A 19819-nucleotide genomic window follows, 5' to 3' on the forward strand; every position below is an offset into this window, starting at 1 on the left:
ATGAAGAAAATAAAGCGATTTAGTATTTTATCTGCATCTTTATTAATTCCAGCAACAATTGCTGTTGCTTGCGGGACAAAAGAAGACAAAAAAGATACTAATGATTCAGAGACAAAAGGTGGTTCAGGTAGTTCAACTGATTCAGGAGGAGCAAAAAGTTCTTCTGATCAAGATGGAACACAAAGTTCTAGCGATCCTGGGGGTTCAAGTTCTTCTGGGAGTTCAGGTGGGCAATCAGTGGGTGAGCAAAAACAAGTTAAACCTATATCAAAAGCAGAATTTGCTACAATAGTAAATTCGTTAAAACCAGATGACCAATTTGAATTAGTTGCTACAAACACTTTGGTTCCTACCACAAAAGAAAATACACTTCCTACAAAAGTTTTTGATAACTTACAAAATTGAAGTATTAAGGTTAAAGATAACTACATAAATAAGTTTAAGGCAGTTTTAACTAATGCTACCTTAGATGGAAATAATCGTGCTAAAGCAAATCAAGAAGGTAAATTAACTATATATGTTGAATTCACCAATCCTACTAATAAAAAAGATACTATTGTTAAAAGTTATGATATCAGTGGATTTAAGCAAGGTATGGAAGAAACAATCCATATCCCTGCTCCAACTAATGATGAATTCAGAACATATTTTAATAAAGATTTAAAACAAAGATATGATTATGATAATCAAAAATATACTGATTCATTTGTTAGATATGCATCTGCAGATGGTTCATGAGAAAGTTTAAGAGGTGGACTTTTCAAAAAAACAAGTGCATCTGAAATAACAAGTTTTAATCAAAAAGCAGCATCGGTAGGTGTTTCTGATTATCGTAGCAGCGTTGTTAAAGGATTTTCTACACCTATTTATAAATCAGATGGAAGTGTGGATGGATTATATATTAATCAAGAATCACAACCAGCACAACCGAGTTGAGTTGATTCATATGGTAAGAAAGAGCCGTTTAAAACAACCGGATTAGCTCGTACACTACCTAATCAAACCTATGTTGATATTGCAAAACAAACTTATGCAATTAATATTGGGAACTTCTTAGTTTCTGGTGATGAAAATATTCGTAATCAAGTTGCTAAAATACTTGAAAACAAAGAAGATTTAACTGAATTTATAAAAAAAATAAGTGATCCACAAAGAGTTAAATATTACACTGAATGACTTACTGAAAATCCAGGTTCACAATGAAAAGAATATGTTCGTGATGAAGTTTATAACGAACTTGTTAAAGAAAATAATAATGATTACACAAAAGTTAATAAACTTGTAAATGATTATTTAGAAATTTACAAAGCACCAATGCGTAAACAACTTGAAGCAGCAAATTTCCCTGCTGATGTAAAGCAAAGAGTTCTAAATGAAATTAATTCATCTGTTGCTTATAATTCATTAATTACCCTACCTATTTTTGCTAAACAACAAGATAATATTGGTGGAACAATGTGAATTATGGATTATCAAATTCCAGATGATGGAAGTTACCCAACTAAGTTTTATTTTGGAACTAATTTACATGTTGCTGATGCGATTAAAAAAGGAAGGTTTGTTGGTTTTGGAATAACCAGAATGATTAATGACGTTAATCCTGTGTTAAATACCTTAAAATTAGTTGGATTAAATAGTCCTGCAATGTTTAGAACTTTCGGATTTAACAAGGAAGCAATTCGTAGAGTTTTTGATGCACGTGATTTTCTTAATACTAAACCATCAGATTATTTAGCAGAACCACAAAAAGATTTATATAAAAATGCTGAAGAATTTGCGGATTTTGCGGTAGTAGAAATAGATTTTGCAAAAGCAGATTTATCAAAAGTTTTAATAAATACTAATGAAGCCCCCAATGCGGCAGCATTAGCAAAATTGGTTACCAATGATTATAAGGACTTACCAGATGATAAAAAAGTTAAATTCTTACCTAATTCGTATTTAAAAGATTATCAAAAGATTAATGTCCCCTTAGCAGTTAAGAAAAACGAAGAAAATTCATTAAATAAATACGATCAATTATTTATTCTAGGTTTCCCGTTAGCTGATTCAGGTAGTTGAAGAGATTTTTATCTAAAAAGATATATTGATGATGACCAAATTAATGTAGCAAAATATTATCGGACCTTATGAATTAATTCTGATCCTGATTTTTATGACTATAAGGTAGGAGAAAACGATTCAGATCAAAAAACCCAAGAACGACTTGCTCGTGGGAACCGTTTATCATACGATTTAGCATATCGCACCTTTATTGATAAACCTGGTCTTACTGATGCTTTCTTATCTGCACCTGTTTTATCTCACGGAAAAAGTCCATTACAAAACCTATATACATCTGATGATAATAAGCAATATATCAACTTTGGTTTAGAATACATGCCACGTTGATATGCTCCAGGTGGTGGTGCATCTGGTTCGTCGGTTCGAAACCAAAAAAACGAGTTAGTTGGAATTTATCATTATTCTAATCCAACAGCAAGAACTGGTTTAGCAGCAGCATTTAGATCCGAAGGATACAGTTATAATGGATTATATGGAAGCTATAATTTACCACAATATGATTTAATTTATGGTGGTGGAAAAGATCAAAAGAATTCATATCGTGAAGCAATGTCTAAGTTAAATATCGGTAAAACTAACTTATTTCCAAATGGATTTGCAAGCGAAAACATCCCAGAACAATTTAAATTTAGTGACAATTTATTAACATATCAAAATACTGAAGGAAAATAATGAACAAAATTAATAAAATCATAATCAACCGAAAAATTTATAATGATTATAGCAATCAACTTAATTCTAAATCACAGAGTTGATGAAGCACTATTTATAAATATATTTTAGTTTCTTTCTTTGTAATTTCGGTGTTAGTTGTTGTCAACTTGCTAGATAAATCTATTTTCCCTACATCATTACTTAGTCAATCTGCTGCGGATAAACCATATTCAGATTTATTTAACTTTAATTCAGTAATTTCAAGGCAAGATAATGCTGTAATAATGCTGCGCTTTAGTCCTCTTGTATTTGTGTTCTTTTATTCAGTGTTTAAAAACTTCAAATCAATAGAACAACAAAAAGAACGTATTGCAACCTATTTAATTTTTTATTTACTATATTTCACTTTATCGCTTATATCATTGTTTTCACTCTTTTTTGCATTAACCAAAGATACCACAACAGTCGCTCATGATGTATTTAGTTTGTATTATTTATTAATTCCACTATTTTTAGTTAACGTTGCATATGAAATATATACTTATATTTATAAACGCAAATCAGAACCACTTTTATATGTTTCAATATGACCTTTGGTAATTCAAATAGTCTCACATACTATCTTGTTATTATTTACCTTAATTAATATGTTTTTATGAGATGTGAATGCTTACTTTCCTGAACCTACACAAGAAAACCCAGATACCATTAGAGAAACAGTTCCAGGTAACGAATTAATAAAAGGTTCAGAATACTTATTATTTTCAAGCAAGAACTCTTATTGAGCAGCCGTAGATGCATTATTTAATGTTAAAGCTGCTAAAAACTTAGTAATCATTATTTTATTATTTATTTTAGTTGGTTTATCTATTTTAGGAGCAAACATCAAAAAAGTACTTCGTTATAGTGAAAATGAAATTTCTGATAATGCTTCTAAGGATAAATTTGTTTTATATTTTGCTATTTTAGGTGTTTTATTGTTGTTGCTTATTAAAACAATGACTATCAATTTACGCAATCGTCTTACCTTATTAGATGGTGGTGATTCATATAATTATTTATATATCTTATTCATAGTAATTGGATTCTTAATTACTACAGGATATTTTGTTGGGATTGAATTTTTCTTTAGAAAAAATAAAAATACATCATTATTTACTATTTATATGTCATTAACACAAGGATTATTATGAATGTTATTAACCGTTTCAATTTTTGTTATTTCTAGTCCAAGTGATTATGTATATAATGTCTTTGCGATAACTATCTTCTCAGCAGCAATTTATATTCATTATATTGTTCGTCATAAAAATATAAATCGATTATCAATTTTTGCAATTCTTAGTTCCTTATTTTTACATAGTTCATTAATCTTTATCTATGCTTTAAATCACTTGTTAGTTGCTCAAGATAACTTTATGTTGATATCAGCACCTACCCCAATTTCCTTACTTAAAATACTTACCATTATTAATTTAATTGTTGTCGGATTGTTCTTTATCTCAATTCTTATTTACATTTATGTTTGATTACAAAAAATTAATTTTGCATCTAAAAATAAAGGAGTAATTACTCATGAAAAATAAAACTATACTAGTTGAAACACCTGAACTTTTAGAGGTTTATAACTCATATAACCAACTTGTTTCAGAATCAAAATTCGTCAGTTACAAACAATTCTTTGCTTCTGTTTTGTTAAAACTTAATTCAAGTTTTAATTCAAAGGAATTTGAAAACTTTGAGGAACAAGTTAAAAAGGCATTTAAAAATAAATATGATTTACTTTTTCAAAAATTTGTAATTACTTTTAATTTAAATCCAAAATTTAGTCTTAACAAACTAGTTCCGATGTTAGCTAAATATGAATCATCTAATAATCAAGCAATAAGTTTTAAAACACAATCTTTTGATTTGGTTGTTAACCCAGATGAAAATGTAGATGAATTGAATTTAGAAATTGCTAAATATCAAAAAGTTGACGGAGAGGTTTATCTAACTGAAAATCCTAACCAAAATGAAGATAAATTTGAAATTTTATTAAATGAAATTAATTTATCTTTATTAAGGTTGCTACTAGGTGGTTATGTTGTTGAAATTCTACCTAACATAGTTTTATTTATTTCAAAATATACCAATGCTTTAAAACTTTTCTTTAATAATAATATTTTAAAAGAAGAATAAAATGCATTTAAAAGATATCATTCAGAAAAAACAAAACTTTGAAAATATTAAAATCAAAGTTAATAATGATAAAAATATTTTATTAATAACAATTGTTAAACTAACACGAAAACTTGCTTTTTATGTTGATAATGCTTTATTAAATGTGCAGTTAATTCAAGCACTTAAAAATAAATATAACATCAAAAACAGTTTTATTGAAGATATTTCATTTGTTAAAAATAATAGTTTTTTAAGAAATCTAAAAAAATCATTTATTAAAGAAAAAGAACTGTATATTTATTTAACTGAAGAACAAAAATATGGAACCGATTCATATACTCGTTATGAAAAAACAATTTTAAATAAAATTAAAGGTAAAAATGTTGATTTTATTACTATCGGAAACCGTGCATTAAATTTTGCTAAAAGTAATAATTTAAATGTAATAAAAACATTTAAAAGTTCTGCAGAAAAAAACCTTGCAAGAACATTGGCACAACTAACCAAGATTTTATATTTAGATAGTGAATACAAAAATGTGCATCTAGTTATTAACTCAAATAAAAACTATAAAGAACCTTTTACATTGCTTCCGATGTCAAATTTTGATGTTGATAAATTACTAAACATTCATCCAGAAAATGAGTTTGATAAGGTTATTAAAGATTATAAAATTTATCCAAACATTGAAAGTTTCATTGATAATCAAATTACTATTTTCATCGAAAATGCAATTAACTCATTAATTATCGAATCATCGTTTTATAATGCTAAAAATGCTTTGGTTGCTGCTAATAAAAAAGTAAAACAACTTGATGAAGAACTTCTTAAAGTTACTAAACGAATCCACCGCATTAAACAAGAAAAACAAATTGAAGAAATAGTTTTATTAACTAAGAAAAAACAAACGATTTTTGAAGAAGGTTGAAATGAGTATGAGTAAACCTATTGAAATGATTTTCTTGGATAATAAGAAATTAAGAATTAAAAATTATGATTTATATATTAATCATTATCAAGAAAATACTTGAATTAAAGTTTCTGATAACTCTATTGGTGCATATCCAAGAATGTTAATTAAATTAGTTAATCCACAAAACAAAAACACTTTCTTTATGTTTTTAAAGAATGTTAATATAGTTTCAAAACCTGATAAAACCTTAGTAAAATCATTTTCTAATATCCATTTTTTCAAAGTTGCGACAACAAAGCAAAAATATAAAAAAGAACTTGATCCACTTAAATATCAAATATCTCGTTTAAAAACCTTGCAATTTGTAGGCTTATGCATTGATGAAACCATCTTATTAGATGACTTGAAAAATGATTTATATGAATTAGAATTAAAGCAGTTGTTGAATTTAACAGAAAGGGAAACATATGAGTAAAAAATGAAAAAAAATTCTTAATGTTCTTTCGTTAGCAACTGCCACAATGACACCTATAATTTCGCTTTCTACACAAAACAAAGCAAAGTTAGATATTAAGCAAACAGATGGTGAAGAAAATCCAAGTACTCCAGATAATCCTGGGACACCTAGCGATCCAAATAATCCACCAGAGGATCCTCGCAATCCAAAGCAAAATAAACCTAGAGATATATCACCAGACTTTGATACATTTAGAACAGAAGCTGATGATAAGTTTCATTCAGACTTAAAACCTTTTTTAGATAATCTTATTCAATATTTACAAAACGAAAGAGATAAAGAACAAAAAATTGCTGATTCTGCTGTAAATCCATCTTCAACAACACCTGAAACTAATCCTGGTGTAAATACCCAAAATCCAGGGGGACAAGGAAATAAAGAACAACCATCGAACCCGAGTGATCAAGGTGGTCAACAACAACCATCCAATCCTGGGGCAGAACCAGGAAAAGGTAGTGAAGAACAAAAACCAAAAGATGATTATCGTGGAAATCGAAGTAAAATAACTTACTTAGATAAGTTAATTAAATTCTTTAGTGACCATAAAGATGATATTGCTGCTAACCCTGAAAAATACGGAATGAATGCAATCTTCCCGAAAGTTATTTCAAGAGATAAATATTATGATTATGCAACCGTTAAGTTCAATGGTAAGGATTATACTGATATAAAAGTTGGTAAAAGTGATCCTACAAACTATGAGAAGGCTATTGAAGGAAATGATCAAAATGAAATTAATATTGATGAAAAACGTAAAGATGAAAAAAATACCATTAATAAAACTGAACTTGATACAGCCTTAAATAAGTATATTAATAAACTAAAAGATAAGATTCCAGAAATCTTTATGAATCCTGAGGATATCACTAAAATTGGTAAGGATGTTGAAGTTGTATATGATCCTAAAACCGATTCATATACTGTTACACCACCTAAAGGATTTAAAACTTGAGATGAATACTTTATAAATAAGATCAAACCAAGATATACAGCATTTGACTTAGAAGCTAACAAAGATATTGAGATAGAACCTAAGCAACAGCCCCCACAAAACAATCAAGTCACTCCACCTGATTCAGCTGCACCAAATACAAATCCGAATTTACCTGAACAACCCAATGATGCATTAAATCCTCCGATAAATCCTCAAGAATTAATTTTGCAACTACCACCATTATTTCCGAATATCAGTTATAAACTTTATAACCCTGTTGATCAAAATCTACCTATCGCAAGAAATGATGGAGAAGATTTGGGAGATTATTTATATAGGGTTTTCAATGACCAAAATGTTTCACAAGAAGTAAAAGATAGTTTATTCTTCTTTGATAATCCGATTAACATTCGTTATAGATATCGAGTAGTAAAACTTGAAAAACCTACCGATAATGCTAGAAATTCATTAATACCTACTATTGAAATTCAGGACTTACTAGATCCTAAGTTAAAACGTGAATATCAAGTTGCACAAGTTGATTCGGATGCAAATAAAACAGATGCTGATAAAGATGCTCCAAGTTCTACAAAATATAAATACCTTGATACCACTGATGATGAAACTCACAAGAGATTCAATTTCTTATATCAAGGTGAAATAAAAGCACTAAAAGAAAAATTCGAAGATTTATATAAAGCAGTAGGTATTGAATACGAAGATACAGTTAAAGACGGTGACAATGAAGTAACTAAAACATTCTATTTAGACTATGATAAATTAAATTTCTTAAAAGATGTTAGAACAGCAATTTTTAGTATGGTAGCTTACGGGGTGCAATTTACAGCAACCGAAAAACCATTCAACATCCAACGTGAAACATTATTAAATGATCCAAAATTTACAGTTATAAATACTTCAGATTATGACAAAGTAAATGCACAATCAATAAAAACATCTTCTGAGGCAGTTATGGGATTTTTATTTAGAAATCTTAAAGGTTCATCAGTTGAATCGAAAAGATATAATGGTCCATATTTTTCTCACCTTGCACAAGCATATAAAGATGAATTAACTTTTATTCTTCTTGCTTTAAAAAATGACCAAGTAAGAAAAACAGTGGAAGAAAATTTTAAACAAATTAAAGCGAATACCAAAGTATTTAACGATTTTATTAAACAGACAGAAGTTAACATTAACAAATTATTACAATATTCACAATCACAACAACCTACATTTAATATTATCACTTGATATGATAATTATGTTAATTTAGTAAAAGAAATTGGTCCTGGTATGTTAGCACTTAAACAGTTAATTATTGCTAATAAACTACCGCCTACACCACCCGAAGAAGATCAAAGTGATGCAGATAAAGAAAGTCAAAAAACAATTGATTCATATCAACAACACTATCAATTAATTGATAGTCAATTACAGAAGTTTAAACAACCTGATAATAATCTGTTAACAATTTTAGGAATATTATTTTTAGCCACAGGAAGCATTTTAGTTGCATTGAATTCTGTTGGTGCTATTATTAATAGACTTAAAAGAAATAATCAACTTAAAACTATTTACATTATCGCAATCGTAGCAATTATTCTATTCCTAGCTATCGGTTCAGTATTTTTAGGAATAGGATTGAAAGGAATTTAATATGAATAACCCAAAAATTACATCAATTTTTGATTACATAGTTGAAGTATCTGGTGAATTCCCTTATAAACAGAGACAGTTTTATCACCTTAAGGAAAATCCTAAGATAAAACTTATGTTAATCAATGCAAGCAAAACCCATGCCTTTTTGATTGCTAATACCAAAAATGCACAATTACGGATTAATTCAGAAGTTGTTTTAGAAAACGATGAAGCAAGAATTGATACTTTTCAAAATTATTTTGGTAAGGTTATTGACATCGAAGGGAATGTGATTTTACCAACTGCAGAAAACACATATAAACCTACTCCACTCGGAGCAAAAATCTTTGAACTAGCACATGATTTAACCACCGTCAAAACCTTAAACGAACAATTATTTACCGGTATTGTAGCAATCGATTTATTAATCCCAATTGGTAAAGGACAACGTGAATTAATCATTGGAGATCGTCAAACCGGAAAAACTCATATTGCGTTAAATGCGATTATTAACCAAGCTCGCAATGGTGTAAAATGTGTTTATGTAGCGATCGGACAAAAACGGGAAGCTATTACAAGAATTTATAATACCTTAGCAGAATATGATGCTTTAGAAAATACTATAATAATTGATGCACCATCAACAAGTGCATATGAACAATATTTAGCACCATATATCGGTATGGCACATGCTGAAAATATTTCTTATGAAGATGATGTATTAATTGTTTTTGATGATTTAACCAAGCATGCTAATATTATCCGTGAAATTGCTTTATTAACAGATCGACCAGTAGGAAAAGAAGCAATGCCTGGAGATACATTTTTTTCACATTCACAACTACTCGAAAGAGCTGGTTCATTTGTTGGTCGTAAAACTATTACAGCATTGCCGATTCTGCAAACTGTTGATGGTGATATTACATCGTTAATTGCTTCAAATATTATCTCAATTACCGATGGACAAGTTGTTACAAGTGCTGATTTAATCTCACAAGGGGTATTACCAGCAATAAACATTAACTTATCAGTATCAAGAACTGGTTCAAGTGTGCAAAGTAGACTTGTTACTGAGGTTGCTGCTGAAATTGGTAAAGCATATAAAGAATATAAACGTCATTTAAAGCTTGCGATGCTAGATTATGATTTTAATAAAGAAACTTCGTTATTAATTTATAAAGGAAAAATGATTGATAAGATGTTTACCCAAAGAGGATTTTCGTTACATACCCAAGATCTTATTTTGTTCTCATCAAAGTTAATCAGTTGAACTATTTTAAAAGGTGTTAAAGATGAACAAAAAGCAATCGCTTTTATTGATAAATTAATTCAAGTTGATGAGCAAGCGCGTAATTCATATAATACTGTAATGAGTGGTGAAAACTACGATGATAATTTACATAAATCATTTTTTGCTAATGCATTGAAACAATATTCAGATACATATAATTTAAATTGAGAAATTGAAACAGATGATTTATTCAAAATCCAACCTGCGATATTAGAACAAGTTGCTAGAGAATTAGGAGATAGATAATGCCAGGAAAAATTATTAATTTATTTTCAGATGTCATAGAAGTAGAATTTGATAAAGACAATCTTCCGAAAGTAAATCAACTGCTTACTTTACATGATGGAAAAACCTATCTGCTAGTAAAAAGAGTACTAAATGATACTACTATTCGTGCTATTATAATTTATAACTCACAAGAAATATCGATCGATGATGCTGTAATTAATACTAAACAAAGTTTTATGGTTCCAGTTGGATTGCGATCATTAAATAACATTTATTCATTCCGTGGACAACCTTTATTAGATCGTGATACCCATCCAAAATACATTGAAATGGATTCAACAATTAATCCAAATCGTTATTTACATAATGAAATTGAACTTGTTGAAACAGGAATTAAAGCAATTGACTTCTTTATCCCGATTATCAAAGGATATAAATTAGGTATTTTTGGGGGTGCTGGAGTTGGTAAAACTGTGTTAATGAAAGAAATTATCTTTAATGTTAACAAAAACAGTGCTAATACATCAAATGTTTTCATCGGTTCGGGAGAACGTTCTCGTGAAGCCATCGAATTATTTAATGAACTTGAAAGTTCAAACTTAATGGATCGTTCTGCAATGTATATTTCAAAAATGAACGAATCACCAGGTGCTCGTATGTCAATTGTTCCAATCGGGGTAACTGCTACAGAATACTTAAGAGATGTTGAACATCAGGATGTGCTGTTATTTATTGATAATATTTACCGTTTTTTACAAGCTGAAAACGAAACTAGTGCAACCTTAGGTAAAAAACCATCAGTTGGTGGATACCAATCAACCTTAGAATCAGATGTTGCTAATATCCAAGATCGTTTATATAAAAACGAAAATGGTTCAATCACATCGTTTCAAACAATGTTCTTACCTATGGATGATTTATCTGATCCATCAGCAGTTGCTGTATTTAACCACCTTGATGGAAGTTTAGTGCTTTCACGTGTGCAATCAGCCAAAAATATTTTCCCTGCTTTTGACCCACTCGCTTCACAATCTAACTCAGTTGATGAAAAATTACTTGGTAAAAAACATTTTGATGCAATTATAGAAACCAAAAGAATTTTGAAAGCATATAAAGACTTAGAAGATGTTATTTTAATTCTTGGTTTTGATGAACTAGATGAAGAATCTAAGACAATTGTTAAAAAAGCCTTACAACTTGAAAACTTCTTTACCCAAAACTTCTTTATGACTGAACACTTTACTAAAGCACCAGGTCAATATGTTTCCTTAGAAGATACTGTTGATAGTGTAATACGGATTTTAGAAGGTAAATACATCAAACAAAGTCCAGAAATATTCCAATATGTAGGTTCAAATCTGCAAATTCCAACAGATGAAGAATTAGGATTGTAATAATTTAAAAACATCTCTAATGGGATGTTTTTACATCACATCTTAAATTTTGAAATTTAAGATGTGATGTGAGTAAATATAATAAAATTAAATTATGGATTCTCAAAAAATATCGCCTTTTGTTAAATGAGCAGGCGGAAAAAGACAAATATTAAATAAAATAAAGCAAAAACTACCAAAAAATATAAATCGTTATTTTGAACCCTTTGTAGGAGGTGGTGCTGTATTATTTACCATTGAAGCAAAAGAATATTTTATCAATGATATTAATACTGCATTAATTAATGTTTATAAAAACATCAAAGATAATTACAAGTTATTTATTAATCAATTAAGCAAATATGATCAAAAATATACCAGTAAAGAAGATTATTATTACATAAGAGCAAAATATAACCAGAAACTGCTTAAAAATGAATATGATATGCAACTTGCAGCTATGTTTGTATATATAAACAAACGCTGCTTTAACGGCTTATATAGGGTTAATTCCAAAGGAGAATTTAATGTTCCGTTCAATGGAAATCAAAACCACCCATCTTTTAGCGAAGAAAACATTAAAAATGTTTCATTATTTTTAAATCGAAAGATAAAAATAATGAATCATGATTTTGCAGAAGTATTAAATGAAGCAAAAAAGGGAGATTTTATTTTTATTGATAGTCCTTATGATGTAGTTGGCGATGCAATATTTGTAGCATATAATAAAACAGGATTCACCAAAGATGATCATATTAGGCTTTCAGAATTAGTTAAAAAATTAGATAAAAAAGGATGTCTGATTATGATTACAAATCATAATACACCCTTAATAAATCAGTTATATAAAGGATTTAACAAAGAGGTAATAGTTGTTAAAAGAATGATAAACAGGGATAAAAACAAAAGAACAGGGGAAGAAATTATTATTACTAATTATTAATATGACTAATATTGAAGAGTTTAAAAGCAGTTTGTTAGTGACTAACAGAAATTTTTTATTTTTTACAAATTGAGATAATGTTTTACAAATAGATAAGTATAAGGATTTGTTAAAAAAAATGGATGTTTTAATTCAAAACCCTAATTTCAATGAAGTTTTTAAGCAACTTTTAAATACTAATCCAAACATCATTTCAGTTTTTCCGCTTTTATTAGCATTAAGCAAAAATGAAAGAGAACAACTTTCCAAAAACAAGGTTTTTAAAATTATAGATGATTTTGATTTTATAAAAGAATATAGTTTTAATGAAAAGATAATATTAACAGACAGCAAAATAGATGAATACCTTGAATTGTTTAACAAAACAGGATTAAAAAATCTTTTTGTAAATATACTTAGATTTTCTGTTTTTGACTATGTTACAGGTATTTTAGTCGGTTTAGATTCTAATGGTAGAAAAAATAGAAGTGGAAATTGATTTGAAGCAAGATGTTATCAACAACTAAAAAAGATATGTTTAAAATATAATATTCATTTGTTTTCACAGCAGAATTTTAAAAAGATAAATAGCATAAAATCGTTACATAAAGTAGGTGATTTTATGCTCATTAAAAATGAAAAAATTTTAAGGCTATATATGTTTTAAATGTGTTTTATTTGAAAATAATGTATAATTTAGTAATGTCAACAAAAGATGAAAAACTCAAACAACTAAAATTAATGGCAAATTCATGAATAAAGTCATTTACTGACCTTCCGAATGATGTTAAAGAAGTATTAGCATCTTATATTACTTCATGAAATAATAGTAAAGATATAACAATAGAAAAACCTAAATATTGTCATAGATGTGGATCTGTAAAGATACACAAGCACGGTTCAACAAACAACATGCCTCGTTATAGATGTTTAGATTGTAAGAAAACTTTTAGTAATTGCACTGGAACAGTTTTTGAAAGGCTAAGAAAAACACATCAAGTCTAAATATCAAATGTTTCTTGAGTGTCATTTAAAGAAATTAACACTTAAAGAAACTGGCATGATTTGTGGAATTAATTTAAAAACAGACTTTTGTTTGAAGACATAAATTATTAGATTTTATTAAATCTAAGCAAAAAGAATCAGATGTCAGTAGTGGAATAATCGAACTTGACGAAATATATTTTCTTGATGTAAAAAAGGTAGACACAAGAACGGAATAGGTAGAGCAGCAAGAAAACGTGGAAAATCTTTATACTATAACTCAAAAAGAGGTATAAATAGTGATTTAGATTGTGTTTCTACTATGGTTGATAGAAATGGGGAATCGCAATTTCTTATTTAGGAAAAGGTAAACCTTCTGCAGAAAAACTATATTTTGCTTTTAAATACAAAGTTAAAAATCCTGAATCTGCAAAATTTATAACTGATGGGGAAACATCATATAAACCTTTTATAAATAAGATAGGTGCATCTCATTATATTGTTGGTGCTTCTAAGAAAAAATCTTTTGTTTATAAAGAAAATTCAGATAAAACAAAAAGTGTAAGGGAAAAATTACATATACAAAATGTTAATAATTTTCATCGCAAGATTAAAGAATTAATTGAAAATGTATATAACGGAGTTTCAAGTAAAAATTTAGATAAGTATATAAATTGGGTAAAGTGAACAAGAATAAACAAAGGAAATCATTATTCAATGATGATAAACTTTAAATAAATTTTTAACAAGCAGGTAAAAATAAGACAAAAAGATTTTTTGGATTCTTAAAATATAACAAAAAATAAGAATTTAAATTAAATAATAAGTTGTTTTTTAGTTTTTTAACAAAAACATTTAAAATTATTTAAAAACACACATTTAAAACATAAATAGCCAATTTTAAATATTGAAGTTAATTTCTTCTTAAATTCTGGTTCCAAACCAATTGAGATTATAGATAGTTATATAAATAGAAAAAATGAATTAGTTAGCAAAGGAGTAAATTTTATCTTGATAACAGATGGGCCATTTTGAAAGAATCAAGATAATTTGCTTAATAAGATGAACGGAAAAATAGAATTCTTTAATTTTAGTCAAACCCTTTCACAGGATTTTAAAAACACTTTATTAAAGATGTTAGAATAATAAACTACCTAGGTAGTTAGGTAGTTTATTATTCTAAATTATTATGGACAACAACTTTTCCAAAGATATTTACAGCTTCATTATTGAATCTATGATTATTGCTGTAAATATGTTTAATTCTTTGTAAACCTCGTTGTTTTAAGTCGTTTAGTACTACTGTTCAGTAGTTTTCGTTTTTATCATCATTTAATCAAATACATATAATCTGATGATTATTAGAGTTCTCAGTAATTAAATAGTAATATTCATTAAATTTATCATCAAAGTCATTTTTGATATTTATTTTATTTAAATAAAGCGAATCACAAACTTTTTCTATTGGTGTTTGCATAAAATCGCAGGCATTGTTTATAATTGCATGTACAAAATTATTTTGAATTTCCTTGTCGTAACTAGACATAATATTAGATAAATATTCTATTTTATCAGAACTCTTTACATTGTGTGCATATGAATAGAAAATATTAGGTAAAAAAGCAGGACTTTCGCGATTATATTTTTGGATAAAAACTGAAACAAACCTAGTTGTTCTTAGTCTAGGATGATAAATTTTTATTTTACCTATTTGTGTATTCAGGGTACGCTCGTAAAAACCATTTTTGGAATTAAAATTTTTTGATCCATGAATTTTCCGATTATTTTTAATAAAACTATATAATTCACTTCTTAAAATATAATCTATAAAGAATTGCATTTGTTGCTTTAGAATATCAAGTTGTTGCTCTTGTGTTAAGATTGGTTTTTTCATAGTTTCTCCTTATAAATACACTTTATTTATTATAAATTTAAAGGTATAAAATTAATTTATTATAAAAATAACAAAATTATATATTCTACTTTTAAGTCTATGATATAGATATAAAAGTAAATATATGATTTATAAACCTTTTATTTATAACTTGTTAATTATATAACAAAATAAATTTGCTAATAAGTTAAAACACTAAATTTTTGAATAATTAATTACATCTTTTTGCTTTTTTGTTATTATTTAATACACAAAAAAGAAAGGAGAAAAATGAAAATCACAAAATTATTCGAACAAAAAGATACTATCTTTTTTGATCAAAGTTTTGCTAATAAAGATGCGGCATTAGAATTTTTATCTAATGAACTTTATCATAAAGGATATGTATCGGATAAAGACGAAGCATTAGCATTGTTTAAAGAACGTGAAAATCAAGCAACTACAGGTATAGGTGCCCATATCGCAATGCCACATATCGGGGATGATATTGTCTTAAAAAATACCCTTGTTTTTATAAGAACCTCAGATTTGAATTGATATTCTATTGATAATCAAAATATCAAATATATTTTTGGAATAGTTTTATCTAAAAATGATCGTTCAAGCAAACATGTGCAAATTATGGCTAATTTATCAAGTTTGTTAATTAAAGCAGATTTTATAAATAAACTAGAACAAATAAAGACTGCAGATGAATTTTTAAACCTAATTGATAGTTTTGAAAATGTACAAACTGATACAAAATCAGATAATGATATTTACGATATTGTCGCTGTTACAGCTTGTCCAACTGGAATTGCACATACATTTATGGCTAAAGAAAAATTGTATGAGCAAGCTAAGCAAATGAATGTAAAAATTAAAGTTGAAACACAAGGAGCCGATGGGATTGATAATAAACTAACTGATGATGATATCAAAAATGCTAAAGGTGTTATTTTAGCAGTAGATCGCGAGATTGAAAAATCAAGATTTGCTAATAGTGATAATGTTATCGAAATATCAACTCAAAAAGCAATTCATAAACCAGAGCAACAAATTAAGAAGATACTAGATAAACAAGGAAATAAATTACAAGGAATAAATGCACCAAGCAACCAAACTGAAGCAGCAATGACTTTTGATGGATTTGCTAAAAAAATGTATCGTTCATTGATGTCTGGGATTTCACATATGCTACCATTTATTATTTTTGGTGGTATTATGCTTGCGATTGCATTCATTATTGACTTAATTATTGGCTCATCAAATGGAACTAATGTTGATTCAAAAGAATTTTTATCAAGTTTCGGATTTAATGCACCAGTATCAAATATTATTTTCCAAATTGGTAAAATTGGGCTTGGTTTGGCAGTTCCTATTTTAACTGCATATATAACTTTTTCAATTGTAGGTCGTCAAGGATTGCTACCTGGATTTGTAGTTGGAGCAATAGCAAGTGGGCAACTTGCTAAAACATACGGATTCTTAGGTGAAAGTATTAAAGCAGCAGGCGCAGATGCAGATAAAGTGCTTGAAACAGGGTCCGGATTCATTGGTGGAATATTAGGTGCATTCTTTGCTGCTGCAATGGTAATTGTTTTTGCTAAATATGTCTTTGGTAAATTACCAGAAAGCATGAAAGGGATTAAGAACATCTTATTTATGCCTTTAATTTCAACATTTGCTATTTCAATTATCTTTTGAGGTGTAAATATAGTTTTAATTTACATTAACTTGGGATTATATTTATTCTTAAAATTATTTGAAAGCAAACCATATTTAGCTTGATTATTAGGAATTATCATTGGAGCAATGATGGCTGTTGATTTAGGTGGACCAATAAATAAAGCTGCATATATTTTCGGGGTATTATCAATTTCTGGAGGAACAAGTTCTATACCAATGGCTGCCGCTATGGCTGCCGGAATGGTGCCTCCACTTGGAATATCAGTGTCAATGTTTCTTACCAAGAAATTATGATCAAAAGAAGATCGTGATGCAGGTAAATGATCATGCATTCTCTTTGGATTGTCGTTTATTTCAGAAGGAGCAATTCCGTATACAGCAAAAAATCCAAAGATTATGATTCCTGCAAATATTGTCGGTGGAGTTGTTGCTGGTTTAATTACAGCAGCTCTCGGAGTTAATATAATTGCTCCACACGGTGGAATCTTCGTTATCTTCTTAGCAAGTTCATCATTGTTTGGTAATAATATTGGTTTATCAATAGGATTAGGTATAGTATTTTTCTTATTAGCATTAATCGCTGGTTCATTCGCATCAGCTGGTACTATTTGACTTGCAAGTTATATTAATAAAAAATTCCCTAAAAAACAAAAACCACAGGTAAATTAATGATTTATACACTTACATTATCACCTTCAATAGATTTATTCATTACATCTGAAAATTTTGATTTAAAGAAAGTGAACCGTTATGGTGAATTCGAATTTTTACCTGGTGGTAAGGGTTTAAATGCATCAGTAGTATTAAAAAGACACGGTTTTGATAATAAAGCAATAACATTTTTTGACTCACAAACTTTTGATATGTTCCAAAAAGATACTTTTTCAAAAGAAAAACTTGATGTTTTAAACATAGTAACAGAACAAAAAACTCGCATTAATATTAAATACTATGGAAAAACAACTGATTTTGAACTCAACGGACCAAAAACATTGATTAATGCAGACAAAGAAAACAAGTTATTTAAAGAACTTGATAAAATTACTAAGGATGATGTTTTAATGCTTATGGGTAAAGCAGATGAAGAACTGTTATTGAGGATACTCGAATTTGTTTCTTCAAAGAATATAAAGGTTGTTTTGGATATAGAGAGTTCAAATTTTATTAATTTTTTGCAATTTAAACCATTTTTAATTAAACCCAATATAGATGAATTAAAGATGATATTTGCTAGTTTATCAGATTCAGTTCATGATATAAAACATTCTATGCAACAATTACAAAATTTAGGTGCTGAAAATGTAATAGTATCAAATGGTGAAAAAGGTGCATATTTATTAGATTCAAAACAAAATTTTTATTCTCTAAAAATTAATCAAAAGGTTGACTTAGTTTCTGCAACTGGTGCAGGTGATACAATGATTTCAATATTTGCTGCAAGTTATTTAAAGAATAATAATAGCGAAAACGCTTTTTTATTAGCAGGTGCAGCATCAATGGCAACTGTTACTAGTAAGTGATTAGCAAATAAGAAGGAAACAAAAAAATTTCTTTCAAATGTATTTATCCAAAAATAATGTATAATATTTAAACAAGGATAAATTATGGAAAAACAAGAAATTCAAAAAGTAAATAAAAAAAATAAATTAGCAAATGTAAGACTAATTTGACCTTTGATTATAGGATTAACTGTAGGTGTTGCTATTGTGTTGATTCTATGAGCAATTTTTTCAAATGTATAATAACATCAAAACACACATTTTATGTGTGTTTTACTATATCAAAAATTTAAAGAAAATGATTTTATTGTTATAATATATAAACACAAAGGATTGGACAAAAAATAAAAAACAAATTTTGATTATTTTTTGATTGTGCTATAATTAGTTAGCAATTTATTAAATGCAAATGCCGATTTAGCTCAGCGGTAGAGCAGCTGGCTGTTAACCAGTTGGTCGTTGGTTCAATCCCAATAATCGGCGCCATTTATGGTCTGTTGGTGAAGCGGTTAACACACATGGTTTTCATCCATGCATGCACGGGTTCGATTCCCGTACAGACTGCCATTTTGGAAGATTAGCTCAGTTGGGAGAGCGTCGCCCTTACAAGGCGAATGTCATGGGTTCGAGTCCCTTATCTTCCACCATATGCCGTCTTAGCTCAGTTGGTAGAGCAACTGACTTGTAATCAGTAGGTCGTAGGTTCGAGTCCTATAGACGGCACCAAAGCGAGTTTTTTTACACAAAAACTACCCTTGCACGGGTGGTGAAATTGGCAGACACGCTAGATTTAGGCTCTAGTGCTCTACGGCATGAGGGTTCGAGTCCCTCCTCGTGCACCATTCTTAATTTTAATTTAATTTTTAATTTATAATATTTTTTATTTTTTTAAGCTTTTAATCGTTTATAGTTAAACCTTTCATATACTATAGACAACTTCTTATATTTTTTTCTATACAATTATCAAACTTTTTATCACTTATAATTTAAAAAAAGTAATTTTGTAATAAATATTTTGTAAAAAATTAATTCCATATATATGTACATATAATGCTTTAGTCTTATCAACTAAAG

General features: G+C 28.3%; 16 protein-coding genes and 5 tRNA genes. 20 read left to right on the top strand and 1 reads right to left on the bottom strand.

Annotation, left to right across the window (positions count from 1 at the left end; genetic code table 4):
- From mip to ACR82Z_RS00925, 12 genes are all read left to right on the top strand, one after another.
- Entirely contained in the window at window positions 1–2736 is a 2736-nt protein-coding gene (mip, locus tag ACR82Z_RS00870; protein WP_435129938.1) for an Ig-specific serine endopeptidase MIP, read from the top strand.
- Window positions 2736–4304 carry an MSC_0624 family F1-like ATPase-associated membrane protein gene (locus tag ACR82Z_RS00875; protein ID WP_435129941.1) on the top strand — a complete coding sequence of 523 codons (1569 nt, stop codon included), beginning with the start codon at window positions 2736–2738 and terminating at the stop codon, window positions 4302–4304. The genes mip and ACR82Z_RS00875 overlap by 1 nt, the downstream gene beginning before the upstream one ends.
- On the top strand, window positions 4294–4899 hold the full coding sequence (locus tag ACR82Z_RS00880) for an MSC_0623 family F1-like ATPase-associated protein (protein WP_435129944.1): 606 nt from the start codon (window positions 4294–4296) through the stop codon (window positions 4897–4899). Before ACR82Z_RS00875 ends, ACR82Z_RS00880 begins: the two co-directional genes overlap by 11 nt.
- A gap of 1 nt (window position 4900) precedes the next feature.
- The gene (locus ACR82Z_RS00885; protein ID WP_435129947.1) at window positions 4901–5824 is read left to right on the top strand and encodes an MSC_0622 family F1-like ATPase gamma subunit; all 924 of its coding nucleotides are present in this window, start codon (window positions 4901–4903) and stop codon (window positions 5822–5824) included.
- Window positions 5817–6269: an MSC_0621 family F1-like ATPase epsilon subunit gene (locus ACR82Z_RS00890; RefSeq protein ID WP_435129950.1), complete on the top strand. Its 453-nt coding sequence runs from the start codon at window positions 5817–5819 to the stop codon at window positions 6267–6269. The genes ACR82Z_RS00885 and ACR82Z_RS00890 overlap by 8 nt, the downstream gene beginning before the upstream one ends.
- On the top strand, window positions 6262–8904 hold the full coding sequence (locus ACR82Z_RS00895; protein WP_435129953.1) for an MSC_0620 family F1-like ATPase-associated subunit: 2643 nt from the start codon (window positions 6262–6264) through the stop codon (window positions 8902–8904). The genes ACR82Z_RS00890 and ACR82Z_RS00895 overlap by 8 nt, the downstream gene beginning before the upstream one ends.
- A 1-nt stretch (window position 8905) precedes the next feature.
- Window positions 8906–10423, top strand: coding sequence for an MSC_0619 family F1-like ATPase alpha subunit (locus tag ACR82Z_RS00900; RefSeq protein ID WP_435129956.1), 1518 nt, complete (start codon window positions 8906–8908; stop codon window positions 10421–10423).
- Entirely contained in the window at window positions 10423–11799 is a 1377-nt protein-coding gene (locus ACR82Z_RS00905; RefSeq protein ID WP_435129959.1) for an MSC_0618 family F1-like ATPase beta subunit, read from the top strand. The genes ACR82Z_RS00900 and ACR82Z_RS00905 overlap by 1 nt, the downstream gene beginning before the upstream one ends.
- A 94-nt stretch (window positions 11800–11893) precedes the next feature.
- Window positions 11894–12721 carry a DNA adenine methylase gene (locus tag ACR82Z_RS00910; RefSeq protein ID WP_435129962.1) on the top strand — a complete coding sequence of 276 codons (828 nt, stop codon included), beginning with the start codon at window positions 11894–11896 and terminating at the stop codon, window positions 12719–12721.
- A 1-nt stretch (window position 12722) separates the two neighbouring features.
- Window positions 12723–13367, top strand: coding sequence for a DpnII family type II restriction endonuclease (locus ACR82Z_RS00915; RefSeq protein WP_435129965.1), 645 nt, complete (start codon window positions 12723–12725; stop codon window positions 13365–13367).
- A gap of 35 nt (window positions 13368–13402) precedes the next feature.
- Window positions 13403–13705, top strand: coding sequence for a transposase (locus ACR82Z_RS00920; RefSeq protein WP_435129968.1), 303 nt, complete (start codon window positions 13403–13405; stop codon window positions 13703–13705).
- A gap of 885 nt (window positions 13706–14590) precedes the next feature.
- Window positions 14591–14830, top strand: a complete 240-nt coding sequence (locus ACR82Z_RS00925) for a DpnII family type II restriction endonuclease (protein ID WP_435130632.1) — start codon at window positions 14591–14593, stop codon at window positions 14828–14830.
- 28 nt (window positions 14831–14858) lie between these two features.
- Here ACR82Z_RS00925 and ACR82Z_RS00930 read toward each other — a convergent pair whose 3' ends face one another.
- Window positions 14859–15578, bottom strand: coding sequence for a transposase (locus ACR82Z_RS00930; RefSeq protein ID WP_435129971.1), 720 nt, complete (start codon window positions 15576–15578; stop codon window positions 14859–14861).
- Between the two features lie 270 nt (window positions 15579–15848).
- On the opposite strand from ACR82Z_RS00930, the gene ACR82Z_RS00935 reads away from it, so the two are divergent.
- From ACR82Z_RS00935 to ACR82Z_RS00970, 8 genes are all read left to right on the top strand, one after another.
- A complete protein-coding gene (locus ACR82Z_RS00935; RefSeq protein WP_435129974.1) occupies window positions 15849–17915 on the top strand; it encodes a PTS fructose transporter subunit IIABC in 2067 nt (688 codons plus the stop codon).
- Window positions 17915–18823 (top strand): 1-phosphofructokinase, encoded by a 909-nt coding sequence (locus ACR82Z_RS00940; RefSeq protein ID WP_435129976.1) that lies wholly within the window; start codon window positions 17915–17917, stop codon window positions 18821–18823. Before ACR82Z_RS00935 ends, ACR82Z_RS00940 begins: the two co-directional genes overlap by 1 nt.
- Before the next feature lie 27 nt (window positions 18824–18850).
- Complete coding sequence (locus ACR82Z_RS00945; protein WP_435129979.1) at window positions 18851–18988, top strand: hypothetical protein; 138 nt, start codon at window positions 18851–18853, stop codon at window positions 18986–18988.
- Window positions 18989–19156: 168 nt separating this feature from the next.
- Window positions 19157–19231 (top strand) — tRNA-Asn (locus ACR82Z_RS00950).
- 5 nt (window positions 19232–19236) lie between these two features.
- Window positions 19237–19312: transfer RNA gene (locus ACR82Z_RS00955), tRNA-Glu, on the top strand.
- Between the two features lie 4 nt (window positions 19313–19316).
- Window positions 19317–19392: transfer RNA gene (locus ACR82Z_RS00960), tRNA-Val, on the top strand.
- 3 nt (window positions 19393–19395) lie between these two features.
- Window positions 19396–19471, top strand: a tRNA-Thr gene (locus ACR82Z_RS00965).
- A gap of 31 nt (window positions 19472–19502) precedes the next feature.
- Window positions 19503–19587: transfer RNA gene (locus ACR82Z_RS00970), tRNA-Leu, on the top strand.
- The last annotated feature ends 232 nt before the right edge of the window (window positions 19588–19819 follow it).

Origin of the sequence: Mycoplasma sp. 6243 (assembly GCF_051200785.1) — a bacterium.
In the GTDB taxonomy this organism is placed as follows: domain Bacteria; phylum Bacillota_I; class Bacilli_A; order Mycoplasmatales; family Metamycoplasmataceae; genus Mycoplasmopsis.